This is a genomic window from Campylobacter showae CC57C, assembly GCF_000344295.2.
In the GTDB taxonomy this organism is placed as follows: domain Bacteria; phylum Campylobacterota; class Campylobacteria; order Campylobacterales; family Campylobacteraceae; genus Campylobacter_A; species Campylobacter_A showae_B.
In genome coordinates this window covers 1-18,875 of the sequence record NZ_AOTD01000229.1, presented here as the reverse complement: position 1 = coordinate 18,875, position 18,875 = coordinate 1, and the positions used below count along the sequence as shown (strand labels likewise).

The window sequence follows — 18,875 nt, the reverse complement described above, 5'->3', positions numbered from 1 at the left end:
TCAGCCGCTCTGGGCTATTATTGCGCCAAAAAACAAAGAGCCTCTATGCAAAATTTAGACAAACTTTATATCTTTACCAACTCGCGAAAGATCCGCGAATTTAACGCGAAATTTCAAAACGAACTCGTGCCAAAGGCTATGACGATAGCGCAGTTTGAGCAAAAAGCCGTGCTGGTGCCGGGGCGCTTTGAGGTGGACGAGGCGTACGCGCTGGTGCTGATGCAGCGAGCCTGCGCGAGCGTGAGGGAGGCCTCCGAGCGGCTGCGTATCCCGTCCGAGTTTTTCGCGTTTTTGAAAAATAACGACTATCTTTTTAGCTTTTTTAAGGAGCTAGCCATAAGCAAAAAGAGCGTGGCGGATCTGAAATTTAGCGACATTTACGCCGATTACGAGGAGCATTTGGGTATCCTCGAGGCGGTGCTCGCGCGATATAAGGAGCTGCTCGCGGCCGAAAATCTATACGACGGTATCGTGCTGCCTGAAATTTACGAGTTAAACGGCGGATTTGTGAGGGAATTTCGCGAGATTTATCTTGAGGTGGACGGCTTTTTGAGTGAATTTGAGTGGGAGCTGTTTGGCGAGATAGCCAAGCTAACGACGCTAAAAATCATCTTTCAAACCAGTAAATTTAACAAGAAACTGATCTCAAAACTGGCTGAAATTTCAGGGATTGACGCGAGCGAGTTTAGCCTATACTGCGAGTCTGAGCTAAATTTGAGCTCGCGCGAGCTAAAAAAAACGGGCTCCGTGCGCAAAAATCCGCTCGTTTTAAAAAGAAGCTTTGGCGCCAGGAGCTTGCAGGCGGCCTACGCGATGGCAAAGGCTAGCGAGTTCGTCGCCGAGGGCATAAGGCCCGAAAACATCGCCGTTATCTTGCCTGACGAGAGTTTTGCCGAGATCTTGCGCTTGCACGACCGCGGCAAGATGTTTAACTTTGCGATGGGCGAGCGCTTTGCGCGGACGCGGTTTTTTCAAATTTTAAAGTGCATGGTAACCGCGATAAACGACAAAATCCGCGTAAATTTGAGCGAGGATAACTACCCGAATTTTAACGAATTTGAGTTTAATCTGCATGAATTTGGCGTCGGCTCCGAGCTGTTTGCGAAATTTAAAAACGGCTTTGAGGCGCCTTGCTCGTTTGAGGATTTTAGAGCGCTTATGGAGGAGATTTTGGCGCTTGAGAGCGACCACGCCGCCGCGCAAAAAGCGCGAGAGGAGCTATTTTACGCGCAGAGTTTGGCGCGGTATTTTAGCTTTACGCTGCGTCAAATTTGCGAGATATTTTTGATAAAGATATCTAGGCTTAGGCTTGATCATGTAGGCGGCGGCAAGATCGGCGTGATGGGAGTTTTGGAGAGTCGCGGACTAAAATTTGAGGGCGTCATAGTGCTTGATTTTAACGACGATTTGGTGCCAAAACGCAGCGTAAACGAGATGTTTTTGAGCTCGCGCGTGCGCCAAAAAGCGGGCCTAATCGGCTACGTGGACCGCGAAAATTTGCAGAGATTTTACTACGAGAGCCTAATCGGCGGCGCGAAAAAGGCGGTGATATGCTACGCGGCAAACGAGGAGAAAATCGCGTCGAGATTTCTCGGCGAATTTAACGCCGTGGAGGACGCGAGATACGGCGACGAGAGCTATGCGGCGCTGTTTAACGGCGAATTTAACGCGGTTGCGGACGAACAGAAATTTGACGGCGAGATGAACCCGTATCTTGACGAAAGGAACGAGGCTGAACCTAAACAAGCAAAAATCGCTAAAGAGCGGAGTTTGTTTGAATTTGACGCGGAGGACAAGCTAAATTCTGGAGCAAATTTAGTTAGTAAATTTGACGAAAATGCCTCGCAAAACGAAACGCCGAGCGAAAATCCGCGAGCCGTAAATTTGATAAATTTCACGCGAAAAACGCCCGCAAAGCCTAAAATTTTCGAGCAGGATATCATCGTAAAGCACGATTTTTTCGCTATCCCGCTATCGTTTAGCAGACTAAACACCTATTTACAGTGCCCGCGGCGGTATTATTACAGATATATTTTAAACGTAAATCCGCCCGTGATGCCGCAAACCGCGTCCGCGGCGGACTTCGGTAACTCGCTGCACAGGGCGCTTTTTGAGTATTACTCTAAATTTGAGCGATTTGATCTGGGTAAATTTGAAACAATGCTAAGAGAGCTAAACACGCCGCCGCTAGAGCGCGAGATAACGATGATAAAGATGGAAAAATTTAAGGCTGTAGAAGACGCCAGATATGAGGCCGGATGGCGCGTGCAGGGGCTTGAAAAAGAGCTTGATAGCGTCTTTGCGGGCGTGCACATAACGGGTAAAATCGACCGCATAGACGGGCGCGGCGGCGAGCTAGCGGTGATTGATTACAAAAGCGGAAATTTCGACGCCAAATCGCTGCAACTGCCGTTTTACGAGGCGCTCGTGGGTAGGCCTTGCGAGGGGTACTTTTACGATCTAAAAGATAATATGAATTTGGTAGCGAGCGAGGCTAGCACGGACGCGCTAGGCGAGGCGATCGAGCAGCTAAAATCCATCAATAATACGCCGATAAATTTCGGGGAGGCGAGGGGCGCGATGAGCGAATACGAAGACTATAAAATTTTAGTGAAAGGCGAACTATGAAGCCGTTTTTGGCCCTTGAGGCGAGTGCGGGCAGCGGCAAGACCTTCGCGCTTAGCGTGCGTTTTATCGCGATTTTGCTATCAGGCGCCGACGCGCGCGAGATCACGGCGCTAACCTTTACCAAAAAGGCCGCCAATGAGATGAAAGAGCGCATCGTGCAGACCTTTTTGCGGCTCGAGGAAAAGAGCGCAGAGCTAGCCGAGCTAGAGCAAATTTTGGGTGCCGGCAGGGATGAAATTTTAGCTATGCGCGATGCGCGGGCGACGCATTTTTTAGAAAGCGATTTAAAAATCGGCACGTTTGACTCGTTTTTCGTCGGCATCCTGCGCAGTTTTTGCCTAAATTTGGGGCTAAGCGCAGATTTTGAAGTGAGCGAAAATTTAAACGAGCTGCAGCGAGGCGAGTTTGTCGCGAGCGTGAGCAAAGATATGCGGCTGCTAAAGGCGCTTGCAAATTTGATAGCGACAGCCGAGCGCAGTCAGGGTAGCTTTTTTGAGAGCTTGGAGATGTTTTACGAAAACTTTGGCGAGCTAAAAAGCAGCGAAAATGCGGCGTTTCCAAACGAAAGCGGCGTAGAAGAAGCGCTAAAAAATATGCGCGAGTACGTCCTAGCTAGAGGCGGCGGTAAAGACGCGCAAAACGCCGTAAAAGAGGGGACTCCTGGCGAAATCTTAGCTCGCTCTTTTATGTCGCGCGCGAGCCTTGATTATCGTACGTTTTCTAAAATTTATACGCCTGAGCTTGACGAGATGTTTTTTACGCTAAAAGCGCGATTAAAACAGTATTTTGATGCGCTTGAGGAGTATAAAATCGCCGAGCTGGCTAGATTTTTAAAAATCTACAAAGAGTGCAAAATCTCGCTAAACAAAAGGCTAAATTCGCTCGCTTTTAGCGACGTGACGCGCCTGGTTTACGAGCTTTTGCGGGGCGGCGAGACGGACGCGCAGATGCTTTATTTTAGACTCGACGGACGGATAAATCACCTGCTCATCGACGAATTTCAAGACACCAACGTCGCGCAGTACGAGATCATGCGTCCGCTCATCGAGGAAATCGTCGCCGGATACGGACAAAACGGGCTTGGCAGCTTTTTTTATGTCGGCGACGTAAAGCAGAGCATTTACCGCTTTCGCGGCGGCAAAAAGGAGCTTTTCGGTAAGCTGATGCGCGATTTTCCGCAGATCAAAGCGCAAAATTTGGAGGTAAATTACCGCAGCAAAAAGGCGCTGGTTAGATTTACGAACGCCGTATTTGCGGGCAAAATCGAAAATTTTAAACCGCAAAGAACGCCCAAAAAGGAGGGCGAACGGGTAAATTTGGTAGGGCAGATGCCGTACTTTGAGGCACAGGAGGACGATCTTGGCTTCGTGCGGGTAAGCAGCGGCGATGACGTGGCGATAGAGGTGACGCAGCAGGTTAAATTTCTCCTGCAAAAAGGGGTCTGCGAGGACGATATCACCGTGCTTTGCTGGAAAAACGACGATATAAATAAAATCTCAAATTTGCTGAGCGAGGCGGGCGTAAAAAACGGGAGCGAGGGGGGGGCGGCGCTGCTAGCGAGCAAAAACGCGCGCGCTGTCGTGGAATACGCTAAATTTTGCCTATTTGGCGAGCAAATTTACAAGCTAAATACCGAAGCGATCCTGGACGTAAACGCCGTAAAACTAAGCATAAATCCGCAAAAATCGGCGCTTGAGAGCCTGCACTATCTGGCGGGCAAGCTTGGCGTAGATATGAGCGACGCGGACGTTTTGCGGCTGCTTGAACTGGCGCAGCCTTACTCAAATTTGACCGAGTTTATCTATAATCTTGATAGATTTGAAGCAAAAGCGAGCGCAAAAAGCGGCGAGGGCGTGAAAATCATGACCGTGCATAAATCAAAGGGGCTCGAGTTTGAAAACGTGATCGTGTGCGATAAAATGGGCGCAGGGCGGCACGACGGGTCAAATTTTATCGCCGAATACGACGCCGACGCGGGCTCCTGGCAGGTGCGACACAACGTCAAAAAACAGTGCATCGACGAGGAGTTTGCTCAGCTAAAAGAAAAGGCGGCGCGGCTCGAGCGCGAGGAGGACATGAACAAGCTCTACGTCGCGCTAACGCGGGCTATCAGCGGGCTAATCATCGTAAAAAAAACGGGTGCAAACGGTAGAAATCCGAGCTTTTTTGGGGCGTATGAGAGTAGCGGCGAGGTTATAGAGTATCTTGATTTGGTTGATTTTAGCTTCGGCGAACCGACTCCTAGCAAGGCGCGAAATTTGAGCGTAGCGGGCAAATTTGAGCCTATTAAACTAGCTCAAATTTCAAAGCAAATCGTAGATCAAACGCCCAAAACCGAGGGTAAAAATCAAAAGGCGATTTATTTTGGGCTGGCGCTACACTATTTGCTAGAGATGGCGGAAAAATTTGACGAGGACTCGCTAAAAACGGCGCAAATTTCGATGCGGAACGCTTTTCATAAATTTTTGGATGAGGACGAGCTGGATGAAATTTACGCACGCGGGCTAAATTTGATAAACGAGCCTAAATTTAAGCAAATGACGCAGGGAAAGCGTGCGTTTAAAGAGCAGCCCTTGCGATATGAGGGTGCGTTAAAACAGCTTGACTTGCTCTGCTTGGACGAAACCCAAATCTGCGCGATCGACTATAAAACGAGCGATAAAAATATAGATGAAAATATCGCGCAAGTGGCGGAATACAAAAAAATATTGGCTCAAATTTATCCGAATTTGAGCGTAAAGGCGGCGATATTTTACGCTTTACGGGATGAAATTCGAAGCATTGATATTTAAATATAGCTTAAATTAAGCTATTTATAAGGTGCATTTGAATACAATCACGACTTAAAATTATCTAAAGGGTAAGAAAATGACGAAAATAACAAAACCAAACGAAGTGGAGCGCGAGTGGATCGTGCTTGACGCGGCAGGCAAGCGTTTTGGTAGATTGCTAACCGAGGTGGCTACGCTGCTTCGCGGTAAGCATAAACCAAATTTCACTCCGAATGTCGATTGCGGCGATTACGTTATCATAATCAACGCTTCTAAAGCCGAATTTACAGGCAATAATAAAGCCGAGCAAAAGCTTTATCACCGCCATTCGGGATATTTTGGTAGCACAAAAAGCGAGAAATTCGGCGAGCTTTTAGCTGATAAGCCGGAAAAACTGTTTAAGCTAGCCGTTCGCGGAATGCTTCCAAAAACAAAACTCGGCAGAGAGATGATAAAAAAACTAAAAGTTTACGCCTGCAGCGAGCATCCGCACACGGCTCAAATAGCTAAAAAAGAAGGAAAATAATCATGGCGAAAGTTTATGCAACCGGTAAAAGAAAAACTGCCGTAGCAAAAGTCTGGCTAAAACCGGGCAGCGGTAAAATTTTAGTAAACGGACTTGATCTAAACACTTGGCTCGGCGGACATGAAGCTATCAAGCTAAAAGTAGTTCAACCTCTACTTTTAACAAAACAAGAGAGTTCTGTAGACGTAACTGCAACGACTCTAGGCGGCGGATACTCTGCTCAGGCTGAGGCGCTAAGACACGGTATATCAAGAGCACTAGCTCTATTTGACGCCGACTTTAGAGCAACACTAAAACCAAAAGGCCTACTAACTCGCGACTCACGCGTCGTCGAGCGTAAGAAATTCGGTAGAAGAAAAGCTAGAAGAAGTCCGCAGTTCTCTAAACGCTAGTAGTTTTGAGAGCGGTGCGAATTTGAGGTACATTGATATTTATGATTATTTAATTATATTTTTTATAAATATCAAATGTTAAAACGAAATTTATAATTTTTGTGATATTATTAAAAAATACATTTCACCATGAAAGGATTTTCTATGAGAAAGATTGCTATTGCTTTAGTTGCTGCTACAGCTCTTTTTGCTGCTGATTCAGCTTACAATTACGAACTAACTCCGACAATAGGCGGCGTTCATCCTGAAGGAAATTTAGGAACAAATGATCAGTCGGCCATCGGTTTAAGAATCGGAAGAAACCTTGAAAATTTCTTTATAGACCACGTAGAACTCGGTCTTAGCCACACTAACAAGATAAGAGAGTATGGCGTAGACGGAAAGGCTACTAGATATTTCGTTAATGCTATTAAAGATTTCGGCCTAACTGAAAAACTATCTCTTTATGGCTTGCTTGGTGCAGGTTATGAGGATGTCTCAAAAAAATTCGTCAAAAACGATGACGGCGGCTTTGGTCAATACGGCCTTGGTTTGAGATATCAAATTACCGATAACTTTGCTCTACGCGCTGAAGCGGTAGATGCTATTAAATTTGAGCATGCGGATCACAACCTATTCTATACGCTAGGTTTTGCAGTCGGCTTTGGTGCTAAAAATGCTCCTGTAGTAGCTGAAGTGGTTGAGGTTAAAGAGCAAGCTGTCGTAGTGCTTGACGACGATAACGACGGCGTTTTAAACGATGTTGATCAATGTCCAAATACACCGGCTGGGGTAGTAGTTGACGAGACCGGTTGCGAGAAAGTTATCGTTCTCAGAGATATCGGCGTAAATTTTGCATTCGATAGCTACAAAGTAACTCCAAAATATCTTGAGGAGATCAAGAAAGTAGCTAACTTTATGGGTGAAAATCCAGGCTACCGCGTAGTTCTAAGCGGACATACAGACAGTATTGGTGCTGAGGCTTACAATCAAAAACTATCTGAAAAAAGAGCAAACGCAGTTGCTAAAGCTCTTGAAGAGCTTGGCGTAAGCGCAGACAAGATCACTACTGTAGGATACGGCGAGCTTAAACCTGTCGCTTCAAATAAAACAAAAGAAGGACGCGCTGAGAACAGACGCGTTGAAGCTAGATTTAACAAATAATTAGCCTAGCTTAATAATGCATGGACGAGATTAAATTCGAATTTAGTTGGTCGTTAATCTCGTCCTACTCTTTAAAAATATTAGGCTCTATCGCCATCTTGCTTATCGGCAAATGGTTAGTAGCTAAAATCTCAAATCTTATATCAAAATTAGTAATATCTTCTAGACTTGACGAAACTCTTTCAAATTTCCTTTTAAATATCATCAAAACGCTTCTTATGGCTTTTGTGATAATAGCCGCGATCGCAAATTTGGGTGTCGAGACGTCTATGTTCGTTGCTGCGCTCGGTGCCATCGGTCTTGCTATTGGTATGGCGTTTAAGGACACTTTTTCAAACATCGGTGCAGGATTTTTGATAATATTTTTTAGACCGTTTAAGCTCAAGGATCATATCGAAGTCGCAGGTGTACAAGGCGCAGTCAAAGAGATCAATATGTTTAGCACCGTTTTACGCACGACCGATCATAAAACTATTATTATCCCAAACGGTCGCATCATAAGTAGCAATATAATCAACTTTTCAAAAGAGGGCACTAGACGTGTCGAGCTCGTGTTTTGCATAGATTATAAAGACGATCTAAAGCTTGCAAAAGAGATTATTTTAAGTCTGGCTGCCGAAAATAAAAAGATCTTAAAAGAGCCAAAGCCGTTTGTCGGCGTCGGAAGCCTGGGCGAAAATAGCGTAAATTTGACCGCTAGATTTTGGTGTGCGAGCGATGATTTTTCCGACGTGCAGTTTGCTATGCTTGAGAGCGTTAAGCTTGCATTCGATGCCCAAGGCATCTCTATACCATCGCCTCAGCTCAGCATCCGCTATCAGGATAAAAGGCAAGACGAGCAAATTTGATTTACCGGTTTGCACGGTTTTCCTTGGTTCTTTGGCTTTTTTATGTGGTATGTTGTAGATTGGTCTTATGCTCGTATCCTATTTGGTTCCATAAGGCAAATAGATTAAATTTGATCCAAAATCAATACAGCACAAGCACTTTAAAAATGTACAAATTTTGACGTATTCCTTATCTGCCGTATTGCAAAAATTAAATTTCACCGCTTTCGTTAAATTTAAAATCTAATTCATATTTTAAAGTCAAATTTGACAGCATAAACATTTTAACAAATCTGTAATTTCGGTGCTCCAGAGCGTAGTCGCATAAAATTTAGTCCAAAGCCAAAAAGCATCAATTTAAAAATCAAAATTTACAAAAGCTATCTTAAGGCAAATTTTAAAATACAAAAAGTAAAATCGAAGTTTATTAAAATGTAAATTTGACGCGAAAATGCCGTCAAATTTATGGTAGCACAATCAAAAAACGAAAGAAGTAAAATGAAAAAAACCATACTTTTTGACCTCGACGGCACGCTTATCGACTCGACGCCTGCGATCCTTGACGGATTTGGCGCGGCGTTTCTCGCTCACGGCGAGCCTGCTCCGAGTCCAGAAGCTGTCAAGGCTCTAGTCGGTCATCCACTTGACGTCATGTTTGCGGGACTTGGCGCGCCGACGCAGCTAGTGCCTGATTATATCGCGGCATACAAGGCTCGTTACGAGCAGATTTTTTTGGAGCAAACATCGCTACTTGAGGGCGCGGCGGGTGCGTTGGCACTTGCTAGCGAGGTCGCGGACGTTGGCGTCGTGACGACGAAAACGTCGAAATTTTCAATCATTTTGCTTGAGTACTTGGGCGTCATGAGATTTATCAAAACCGTGATCGGCAGAGACGACGTAGTAAATCCAAAACCAGACTCCGAGCCCATAAACATGGCTCTTGAGCGCCTAGGCAAAACGAGCGCGCAAGATAAGGCGAGCGCCTTTATGGTCGGCGATACGACGATGGATCTGGAGTCAGCAAAGCGTGCTGGTATCGCGGGTGTTGGGCTGGTTTGCGGCTACGGCAAGGAGGCTGACTTGCGCGAGCATTCAAATTTGATCTTTCAAAATGCATTTGAAGCGGTTAAATTTATAGCCGGTAGATGAGCTTAGCCTGTTACCGTGCCAGTTAAATTTAGCAACCAAAGCACATATTTAGGTTACTAAACTACTGTTTTTTTGTATTTCGCTGCGGTTAAAATTTAGCCGCTTGCGGGGTCAAAATTAAGTCAAATTTGTCGCAAGCTCGTAAGAAAAAGGTAAATTTGACTTATCTGCGTGCGCTTTCTTTTTCAAAGTACTCAAACGCATCGATTATGTCAAGATAAGCACCGTCGAAACCCGCGTCAAGAATCTTTTTTTGATACAACCCGTCGTTTCCCGTAATTATTTTTTGCCAATCCGCATCCCAATATTTAACGACGTAATTTCCCTTCCAGTGCGGGTTTTTCTTTGTTAGTCAGGCGGGCTTTCTGGTTTTCCAGGCGTCACCTTAATAATACCGACAACCCTCTGCCTCGCCAGCAGATCACGAGCCGCTTTCCGCCGTTGCGTTTTGTTTTTAGCTCACGCATTTCGGCCGCAGCTTAGGCTTTTACGAAGTGAAACAAGTCCATATCGTAATCCGTATTTTTAAGCGCATCGATGAGCTGCCGTTTTGTAGAAAATTTTTCGCTATTGATCAGATACAAAAAGCTTTCGGCATCCCAAACCGTTTTTATATCTTTGCCGTTTATGTTGTGCGGAGTGTTTGGATACTTCGGAACGGCGGTCAGGTTGCGTTTATCCGCCGCAGTTCGCCGCTAGCTGAGCCGTCTTTGGTAATGAACTCAAACCCGTTTTGCGGGATGACGATGAAGTTTTTATCAAATTTTTTGCCGTATTGCGAGATAGCGATGACTAGGCGGCGCATATCCTCGCGGTAGTCTGTCGCGGGTTTTGTTTCGCTTGGGCGATTTTCATCCACCGCGGTGCAAAAAAATAAGACGAAAAATGCGGCCAGCGGATAAAATTTTACGCGTAGTTTCTTTGTTTTAAAATTTAGCGGCTAAATTTTAGCAAATTTATAAAAATCGGCCGTCAAATATTTTTTGATTGTAGCTCAAATTTGGGGCTTTGGATTATTAAATTTAATCTTTTTTGAAAATGTAAAGTGGCGGATTAATGATAGATTTTGGAATTTAGCTCTATAATAAAAGATTTTTAAAAATCGTAAGAAAATTTAAGGCGGAAAAATGGCTAAAATAATGAAAACTATGGACGGAAACGAGGCTGCGGCGCACGCGGCTTATGCATTTACGGAGGTTGCGGGCATCTACCCGATCACTCCTAGCTCGCCGATGGCTGATTACACCGATATGTGGGCGGCTCAGGGCAAGAAAAATTTATTCGGCATGCCGGTTAAAGTCGTCGAAATGCAAAGCGAGGGCGGAGCTGCGGGCACCGTGCACGGCTCGCTGCAAGTAGGCGCCCTAACTACGACATACACGGCTTCTCAAGGTCTACTTCTAAAAATCCCAAATATGTACAAGATCGCAGGCCAGCTACTACCTGGCGTCATCCACGTGAGCGCGCGCTCTATCGCGGCCCAGGCACTTTCTATCTTCGGCGATCATCAGGACATCTATGCCTGTCGGCAAACGGGATTTGCGATGTTAGCAAGCGGCTCCGTGCAAGAGGTCATGGATATCGCCGGCGTCGCTCATCTAGCGGCGATCAAGGGTCGTGTGCCGTTTTTGCACTTTTTCGACGGATTTCGTACTAGCCACGAGATACAAAAGGTCGAGGTACTTGACTACGCGCACTTTGATAGACTGCTAGACCGCGAGGCGCTGCAAAAATTTAGAGACGAGGCGCTAAGCCCTGAAAGCCCAAAAACTCGCGGTACAGCGCAAAACGACGATATTTACTTTCAGACGCGCGAGCTAGCTAACCGCTACTACGACGCGATTCCTGATATCGTGGCGGAGTATCTAAAAGAAATTTCAAAAATCACTGGACGCGACTATAAACCGTTTAATTACTACGGCGATCCGCATACTACGCGCGTCGTGGTCGCGATGGGCTCGGTCACGCAAACTCTCGAAGAAGTAGTCGATCACCTGCGCGCAAAAGGCGAAAAAGTAGGCGTGCTCAAGGTGCATCTATACCGTCCGTTTAGTCTAAAATACCTCTTTGATGTGATGCCTGAAACGGTAGAAAAGATCGCCGTACTAGACCGCACCAAAGAGCCTGGAAGCCTGGGCGAGCCGCTATATCTGGACGTCAAGGCGGCGTTTTACGGACGCAAAAATCAGCCCGTAATCGTAGGCGGCCGCTACGGTCTAAGCTCAAAAGACGTCGATCCGGCTCAGATGCTAGCCGTCTTTGAAAACCTAAATTTAAGCGAGCCTAAAAACGGCTTTACCGTCGGTATCGAGGATGACGTGACATTTACCTCGCTAAAAGTCGGCGAGAAAATTTCGCTAAGCGACGCAAGCGTGAAAGAGTGCCTATTTTACGGTCTTGGCGCGGACGGTACCGTGGGAGCGAATAAAAACTCCATCAAAATCATCGGCGATAAAACCGAGCTTTACGCGCAGGCGTATTTTGCCTACGATAGTAAAAAATCGGGCGGCTACACGCGCTCACACCTGCGTTTTGGCAAAAACCCGATCCGTTCGACCTATCTCGTCTCAAATCCGCACTTCGTAGCCTGCTCGGTCGCGGCGTATCTTGAAATTTACGACGTCATAGACGGCATCCGCGAGAGCGGAACGTTCCTGCTAAACTCGATCTGGGACGCTGAGCAGACGGTCGCTAAACTGCCGAATAAAGTAAAGAAAATTTTGGCCGCTAAAAAGGTAAATTTCTACATCATTAACGCCACGAAGCTAGCTCGCGAGATTGGGCTAAAAAACCGCACGAACACCATTATGCAGTCTGCGTTTTTTAAACTCGCAGACATCATCCCGTTTGCCGACGCGCAAAAATACATGAAAGAGTACGCGCACAAAGCCTATGCTAAAAAAGGCGAAGCGATCGTGGAGATGAACTATAAGGCCATCGATATGGGCGCGGACGGGCTAGTTAAGGTCGCGGTCGATCCTAGCTGGGCAAATTTGACGGATGACGCCGCTAACGAGGAGAAATACGTCGGCGACGAATTTATAGAAAAAATCGTTAAGCCTATCAACGCCGCTAGGGGCGATAGCCTTCCTGTTTCGGCGTTTGTGGGCTTTGAGGACGGACACTTTAAATCAGGCACGACTGCCTACGAAAAACGCGGCATCGGCGTAATGGTGCCCAAGTGGATCGAGGAAAACTGTATCCAGTGTAACCAATGCGCCTTCGTCTGCCCTCACGCTGTCATCAGACCGTTTCTAATCGATGAAAATGAGCTCGCCGCCGCTCCGCAAACAGTGCAAGATCACGTCCTAGACGCCAAGGGTAAAGAGATAAAAGGGCTAAAATATAAAATCCAGGTTAGTCCGCTAGACTGCACCGGCTGCGAGCTGTGCGCTCAAATTTGCCCGAGCAAGGAAAAATCGCTCGTCATGGTGCCGCTAGCCGAGGAGATGGAGCGGCACGAGCAGGAAAACGCCGATTATCTATTTAAAAAGGTTACGTACAAAGACGACCTGATGAGCAAAGATAGCGTCAAGGGCGTGGGCTTTGCGCAGCCGCTGTTTGAGTTTCACGGTGCGTGCCCAGGTTGCGGCGAGACGCCTTATATCGGGCTTGTTACGAGACTGTTTGGCGACCGCATGATAGTAGCAAACGCCACCGGATGTAGCTCGATCTACGGCGGCAGCGCGCCTTCGACGCCTTATACGACAAACAAAGATGGCAAGGGCGTAGCGTGGGCGAACTCGCTGTTTGAGGACAACGCGGAGTTTGGCATGGGTATGAACGTCGCGGTCGAGACGCTACGCCACCGTATAGAAGACGTGATGCTACGCACTAAAGACGCCGCGCCAAATGCACTAGCTGCGCTATACTCCGACTGGATCGCTCATAAAAACGACGGCGAGAAAACGACGCAAATCGCTAAAATTTTGACCCCTCTTTTGGAGCAAAATTTAAGCGTAGAGGGCGTAAAAGAAATTTTAGAGCTAAAAAGATATCTCGTCAAAAAATCTCAGTGGATCATCGGCGGCGACGGCTGGGCCTACGACATCGGCTTTGGCGGACTTGACCACGTGCTAGCTAGCGGCGAGAACGTAAACGTGCTTGTGCTAGATACCGAGGTCTACTCAAACACCGGCGGCCAAAGCTCAAAATCAAGCCGCGCGGGCTCCATAGCGCAGTTTACTGCTAGCGGCAAGCCGATGCAGAAAAAAGACCTAGGCTACATCGCGATGACCTACGGAAATATCTTCGTAGCTCAAATCAACTCAAACGCCAGCCAAGCAAACACGATAAAAGCGATCGCCGCAGCCGAGGCCTACGACGGACCTAGCCTCGTGATCGCGTATTCGCCGTGTATCGCGCACGGTATAAAAGGCGGCATGGCCTACTCCGGCGGTCAAGGCGAGCTAGCGACCAAATGCGGCTACTGGCCGACCTATGTCTACGACCCGCGCCTAATCAAAGAGGGCAAGAATCCGCTCAAAATGACCTCAAAAGAGCCTGACTGGTCGCTTTACGAGGAGTTTTTGCTAAACGAGGTTCGCTACAACTCGCTTAAAAAGACAAATCCTGAGCACGCAGACGAGCTGCTGGCTAAAAACAAGGCCGACGCGCAAAGACGCTACCGCCAGCTAAAACGCCTAAGCTTGGCTGACTTTAGCGACGAGGTCGAGACTAGTGCGGAAGCTGCCCAAAGCGCCGAGTAGGGCGCAAATTTCTCTCGTCCAAATTTGACGGGCGGGAGAAAATAGCTTTAAATTTGACCTCTTGCTTGGACGGTTAAATTTGCTTTCAAATCTGAAAAATGCCGAAAGCACGGCAAATTTAAAAGGCGCAAGATGAGCAAGACCCATCCTTTTAAACCGATTTTTGATAAAAACTCTAAAATTTTAATCCTAGGCTCCTTTCCTTCCGTCGTTTCTCGTAAATTTGGCTTTTACTACGCAAATCCCCAAAATCGATTTTGGCGAGTGCTGGCTGGGATTTTAAACGCACCGCTACCTGAAAGTACAGACGAAAAGATAAAATTTCTACTCGCCAACAAAATCGCCATCTACGACGCTGCGATATCCTGCGAGATAAAGGGTTCTAGCGATGCTAAAATGACTGCCGTCGTGCCTGCAAATTTAGAGCCGATCTTTAAAACCGCAAATATCACACAAGTCTATGCAAACGGCGGTAAGGCGCATGAAATCTGCGAAAAACACCTAAAAACTCAAATTTTAAACGCAACGGGCAAAGAGGCCGTCAAACTACCATCCACAAGCCCGGCAAATGCAAATTTTAGCCTTGAAAGGCTCGTGCAAGAGTGGATGGTGGTAGCTGAGGCCTTAAAGTAGATCAAAAACTCAAAATAACTTCGTTTTCGATCTCTATACTTATTGGTTTTTAGCAAAATTTATCTTCTTGAGTAATTTAACTAACTATGCTGTTATTTTAAAACAAAAAAATTATTTTATATATTGACATTGATTATTATTTTGATATAATTGCACCACTGATTTAAATTTCGTCTTTTTATTGGTTAAAGTATTTTTAACAGTTGTATTATTTTATAAATTTAAATGAACAAAATCAGTTTTGATTACTAAATTTGTTAAAGCAACAGCAAAATTTAGTTATGTAGAAATTTAAAAATATTTTTGTGGCACATGTTAGAAACATAAAAAATAGACATTTTAATCTAAAGGATAGGTAATGAACAAGCATTTATTTGCACTTTTGGCTTTGGCGGCATTTAGCAGCCACTCTTTGGCTCACGAGTTTTGGCTATTTGGAAGCAGCAAAGACGTAACCAGCGTTGAGATCGGCTATGCAGACGATTTTCCGACTGTTGAAAAGATCCCGGATAATAGGATTGCGCTATTTGAAGCCCCGTACATCATAGCTAAAAATGGCGAAAAACTGAGCCTAAAACAAAGCGGCGAAAATTACCACTACGAAAGAGGCAAGCTTGAAGACGGCTCTTACCTTATAGCTGGCGAGTACAAGCCTACATTTTGGACAAAAGCTAGCGATGGCACATGGCACATGGGTAAAACCAAAGGAGATATCAAAGACGCCAAATACTGCAAAAAAGCGAGCATGAGCGCAAAAGGCGTCATAAACAAAAACGCGAAGGACGACTCTGTAACAAAGCCTTCCAATCAGCGTTTAGAGATAGTTCCGCTTGAAAATCCAGCAAATTTCAAAGTTGGCGTACCGTTTAAAGTTAAAATTCTATTTGAAGGCAAGCCACTAGAAAATGCTACACTTGATGGCACATTTGATGGCTTTTTAAAAGAAAAAAGTGCATTTCACGGCCAAACTGAGCCAGATGGTACGATAGAGGTGCTTGCGCTTAAACCTGGAAAATGGCTACTACAAACAGTGCATAAAATGCCGTTTGCCGACTCTAAAATTTGTGATGACGAGACGATCGCAGCAACACTTGCGTTTGAGCTAAAATAGATCAAATTTGCAAGATTGTATCTTAAATTTATTAAAGGGCGTAGCAAGATGCGCCCTACTATTTTGCATTTTAAACTAAATTTTTCCAGTAAATTTAGTTTTTACTGCGCAAATACGCTGGCGACATCGTGCGAGATAAAGGGCTCGAGCGATGCCAAAATTACCGCCGTCGAGCCTGCAAATTTATAGTAAACCTTTATCGGGGCGCGCGTCGTACAGGTGTTCGCCAACGGCGGCAAGGCGTATGAAATTTGCAAAAAATATCTAAAAACTCAAATTTTAAACGCAACAGGCAAAGAGCCCATCAAGCTACCATCCACAAGCCCAGCTAACGTAAATTTTAGCTTTGAAAGGCTAGCACGAGAGTGGACGGTGGTGGCTGAGGCGCTAAAAGACGGTTAAATTTGGTGATAGTCTTTAAATTTAACTCATTCAAAATAAAATAGCCACGCCTTCATCTTAAATTTAGTTTCAAATTTTAAAATTACTAAATTTAAACAAAACCGGGAAAAACCATGAAAATCCTAAAATTTCTATTTTTACTCCCGCTTCTGGCGATCGGCGCGCAGGCCTTGGAGCCAAAAATCGTAATGAAGCCCGAAGCGAGCCTAAAAAACGGGCTTTACTACGTAAAAGGTAAGCCCTACGACGGCACGCTAAAGATGCTTCGATACAGCGCCGAGGACCTATACGACGTAAATGCGATGGGCATGGTCTATCCGAGGCTAAAACCTCTGCCGCCCACGCTTATACGAGAGATAGACGTGCAGGGCGGCACGGTGGTGCGATATCGAGACTATTTTGACGGCAGAGACAAGCCCTCAAACGAATACCCCCTAAAAAACGGCGTCCGCGAGGGCACGGCGAAGCACTACCATGCAGATAGCGGCGCTCTGATGGGCGAGAGCGAATACAAAAATGACGTCCGCGACGGGCGCTACCGACGCTACTACTTTGACGAGGGCGGCGCGTTAAAGCAGGAGGGCTTTTTCAAGGCGGACAAGCGAGAGGGCGTATTTACCGACTATTACGTTAGTGGCGAGGTTAGCGCGCGCAGCCCGTACGCGGGCGGGCTACGAAACGGTGAGGACGTAGACTACTACAAAAGCGGCAAAATCCGCGGCAAGCGAACATATAGGAACGACAAGCGCGAAGGCGCAGAGACGTGGTACTACGAAAGCGGCGCCGTGGAGGAGACGGGCGAATATAAAAACGACCGCAAAAACGGCGTTTGGAAGCGATTTTACGAAAACGGCAAAACGCGAGTGGTAGAAAATTACAAAGACGGCGAAAAGGACGGCGTCGCGCGCGAATATTACCCAAGCGGCAAGCTGCGAGGCGAATACGAGTACAAAGACGGCCGCCAAATAGGCACGGGACTGGACTACTACGAGAGCGGGGCGCTGGCGGCGAAAGTGATGTTTAAAAACGGGCGCTATCACGGACTATACGAGGAGTATCACGAAAACGGCGCGCTAAAAGCTAAAGTGACGTTTGAGGACGGACTGGAGGTCGGCACGGCGAAACACTACTACGCAAACGGCAAACTAGAGGCCGAGGGGGAGTTTGAGCGCGGCAGGCTCGGGCGTGCCAAAAAATACGACAAAGACGGTAAGCTAGTTAGCGACAAGTCTGATAAAAACGGACTGCCGCGGGAGTGAGCTCGGATAAATTTAAATTTGAGTTTAATTGACGCGATATCGTACTTTGATTGAGTATGGCGAGGCTATTACGGCGATACGACGCAGGACTCGGAGGGCTTTTGCCGTATTTTAAGCTTCATTTTTACAAAACCGATCAATACATCTACAACTATCCCTACACGGTCGGCTACCTACTCTCGCAGTTTTTGCTGGGCGAGTTTAGGCGTGCGGGCGATAAATTCATCGGCGCGTACAAGACGTTTTTGCGCGAGTGCGGAGTGATGAGCGTCGAGGATTTGCTGCAAAAGCACTTCGGCAAGGACGCGCGAACGCAGGAGTTTTGGCTTGAGTGCGTCGATAATGCGCTCGTTTACGCAGATGAGTTTAAACGGCTCGAGGAGCAGATGGAGCTTGATAAGACGGCAAATTTGGGCGGGTAAATTTGAATCTAAATTTGATTTATTTTTTGCCAAATTTAAGAGCAAAAACGTTGAGCTTTTTGCTCTTACCGCTTAAATACTGTTTTTAACCATAAAATGTAATAGGGTAGTCAAATTTAAAACTACCTCGCAAAATTTGGTATGCGTTACAAATTTACACTTAACTGATAACAACTATCATAACTAAGCTGTTTTTTAGCTAATCTATTTTATAATAATCACAATCAAATAAATAGGAGCCCAAAATGTCAGTTTTAGTTATCGGAGCCGACGAGATAACGCCTATAAAAGCAGTCCTAAAAGACCTCGGCGCGGAAGCGATCGAGCACTGGGACGCGCGCAACGAAAACCGCGTAAATCGCAAACCGATCCCGCAAGATACCGAGTGCGTCGTGATGTTAACCAGTTTTTTAAACCACAACACGATGAAAACGATAAAAAACCAAGCCAAAAAGCGCAATATCCCGATCGTTTGCGCCAAAAGAAGCGTTAGCTGCGTGTTTAGCGAGTATTGTAAAGTCTTTGGGCTAGATAAGGAATTTGGATGCTGCAAGGTAAAAGACTAATAGATGAAATTCGGCTTTTTATCAGGTATTGGAGAAATAACTCCAAGTATTTTTTCAGGGCTTGACGCGGTAAATAAAGCCCGAATTTTTATAAATTTATACAACTGTTGCGCAGGTCGCGAGCTAAAAATTCCTCTAGTTTATGCGTATTCGGGCTTAAATTTGGAGGGAATTTTTCTAAAACGCATCGATGATCTGTGCGCTTTTAAAAATCCTAGCCGAAGCAAAATTTCAACCTTTTGTATCGCCTCAAACGCCGTTATCTGCGCCTACAAATCAGGTAAATTTGAAGCCGTCCCGCCCCTAGCCGTCTCTCCCAAGCACCCCGCCGCAAGGC

The 18,875-nt window shown here is 46.1% G+C and carries 16 protein-coding genes; 15 read left to right on the top strand and 1 reads right to left on the bottom strand.

The features are described from left to right. The first annotated feature begins 45 nt into the window (after window positions 1-45). The 7 genes from H740_RS09000 to H740_RS08970 all read left to right on the top strand — a co-directional run bounded on the left by H740_RS09000 (window position 46) and on the right by H740_RS08970 (window position 9,436). Window positions 46-2,628, top strand: a complete 2,583-nt coding sequence (locus tag H740_RS09000) for a PD-(D/E)XK nuclease family protein (RefSeq protein ID WP_002953398.1) — start codon at window positions 46-48, stop codon at window positions 2,626-2,628. Further along, window positions 2,625-5,420: a RecB-like helicase gene (locus H740_RS08995; protein ID WP_002953396.1), complete on the top strand. Its 2,796-nt coding sequence runs from the start codon at window positions 2,625-2,627 to the stop codon at window positions 5,418-5,420. The genes H740_RS09000 and H740_RS08995 overlap by 4 nt, the downstream gene beginning before the upstream one ends. Window positions 5,421-5,496: 76 nt before the next feature. Continuing rightward, complete coding sequence (rplM, locus tag H740_RS08990) at window positions 5,497-5,925, top strand: 50S ribosomal protein L13 (RefSeq protein WP_002953394.1); 429 nt, start codon at window positions 5,497-5,499, stop codon at window positions 5,923-5,925. A gap of 2 nt (window positions 5,926-5,927) precedes the next feature. Then, window positions 5,928-6,317, top strand: coding sequence for a 30S ribosomal protein S9 (gene rpsI, locus H740_RS08985; protein ID WP_002953393.1), 390 nt, complete (start codon window positions 5,928-5,930; stop codon window positions 6,315-6,317). Window positions 6,318-6,461: 144 nt separating this feature from the next. After that, window positions 6,462-7,460: an OmpA family protein gene (locus H740_RS08980; protein ID WP_002953392.1), complete on the top strand. Its 999-nt coding sequence runs from the start codon at window positions 6,462-6,464 to the stop codon at window positions 7,458-7,460. Between the two features lie 20 nt (window positions 7,461-7,480). Further along, window positions 7,481-8,308: a mechanosensitive ion channel family protein gene (locus H740_RS08975; protein ID WP_034957847.1), complete on the top strand. Its 828-nt coding sequence runs from the start codon at window positions 7,481-7,483 to the stop codon at window positions 8,306-8,308. Between the two features lie 477 nt (window positions 8,309-8,785). Next, the gene (locus tag H740_RS08970) at window positions 8,786-9,436 is read left to right on the top strand and encodes an HAD family hydrolase (RefSeq protein WP_002953390.1); all 651 of its coding nucleotides are present in this window, start codon (window positions 8,786-8,788) and stop codon (window positions 9,434-9,436) included. 664 nt (window positions 9,437-10,100) lie between these two features. On the opposite strand, the gene H740_RS08965 is transcribed toward H740_RS08970, so the two are convergent. After that, on the bottom strand, window positions 10,101-10,295 hold the full coding sequence (locus H740_RS08965) for a hypothetical protein (RefSeq protein WP_034957844.1): 195 nt from the start codon (window positions 10,293-10,295) through the stop codon (window positions 10,101-10,103). Between the two features lie 268 nt (window positions 10,296-10,563). Here H740_RS08965 and nifJ point away from each other — a divergent pair, with 268 nt between their 5' ends. The 8 genes from nifJ to H740_RS08925 form a co-directional block, all read left to right on the top strand. Continuing rightward, window positions 10,564-14,145, top strand: coding sequence for a pyruvate:ferredoxin (flavodoxin) oxidoreductase (gene nifJ, locus H740_RS08960; protein ID WP_002953379.1), 3,582 nt, complete (start codon window positions 10,564-10,566; stop codon window positions 14,143-14,145). A 132-nt stretch (window positions 14,146-14,277) separates the two neighbouring features. Further along, window positions 14,278-14,778, top strand: a complete 501-nt coding sequence (locus H740_RS08955; protein WP_002953378.1) for a DNA-deoxyinosine glycosylase — start codon at window positions 14,278-14,280, stop codon at window positions 14,776-14,778. A 358-nt stretch (window positions 14,779-15,136) separates the two neighbouring features. Further along, on the top strand, window positions 15,137-15,889 hold the full coding sequence (locus H740_RS08950; protein WP_002953377.1) for a DUF4198 domain-containing protein: 753 nt from the start codon (window positions 15,137-15,139) through the stop codon (window positions 15,887-15,889). Between the two features lie 219 nt (window positions 15,890-16,108). After that, window positions 16,109-16,291 (top strand): hypothetical protein, encoded by a 183-nt coding sequence (locus H740_RS08945; protein WP_002953373.1) that lies wholly within the window; start codon window positions 16,109-16,111, stop codon window positions 16,289-16,291. A 113-nt stretch (window positions 16,292-16,404) separates the two neighbouring features. Next, window positions 16,405-17,550: a toxin-antitoxin system YwqK family antitoxin gene (locus H740_RS08940; RefSeq protein ID WP_002953371.1), complete on the top strand. Its 1,146-nt coding sequence runs from the start codon at window positions 16,405-16,407 to the stop codon at window positions 17,548-17,550. Window positions 17,551-17,606: 56 nt separating this feature from the next. Next, the gene (locus H740_RS08935) at window positions 17,607-17,972 is read left to right on the top strand and encodes a hypothetical protein (RefSeq protein ID WP_231679340.1); all 366 of its coding nucleotides are present in this window, start codon (window positions 17,607-17,609) and stop codon (window positions 17,970-17,972) included. 245 nt (window positions 17,973-18,217) lie between these two features. Beyond that, complete coding sequence (locus H740_RS08930; protein WP_002949171.1) at window positions 18,218-18,538, top strand: DUF2325 domain-containing protein; 321 nt, start codon at window positions 18,218-18,220, stop codon at window positions 18,536-18,538. A 3-nt stretch (window positions 18,539-18,541) separates the two neighbouring features. Continuing rightward, the coding region (locus H740_RS08925) for a hypothetical protein (protein WP_002953367.1) at window positions 18,542-18,875 on the top strand (334 nt) is incomplete at its 3' end.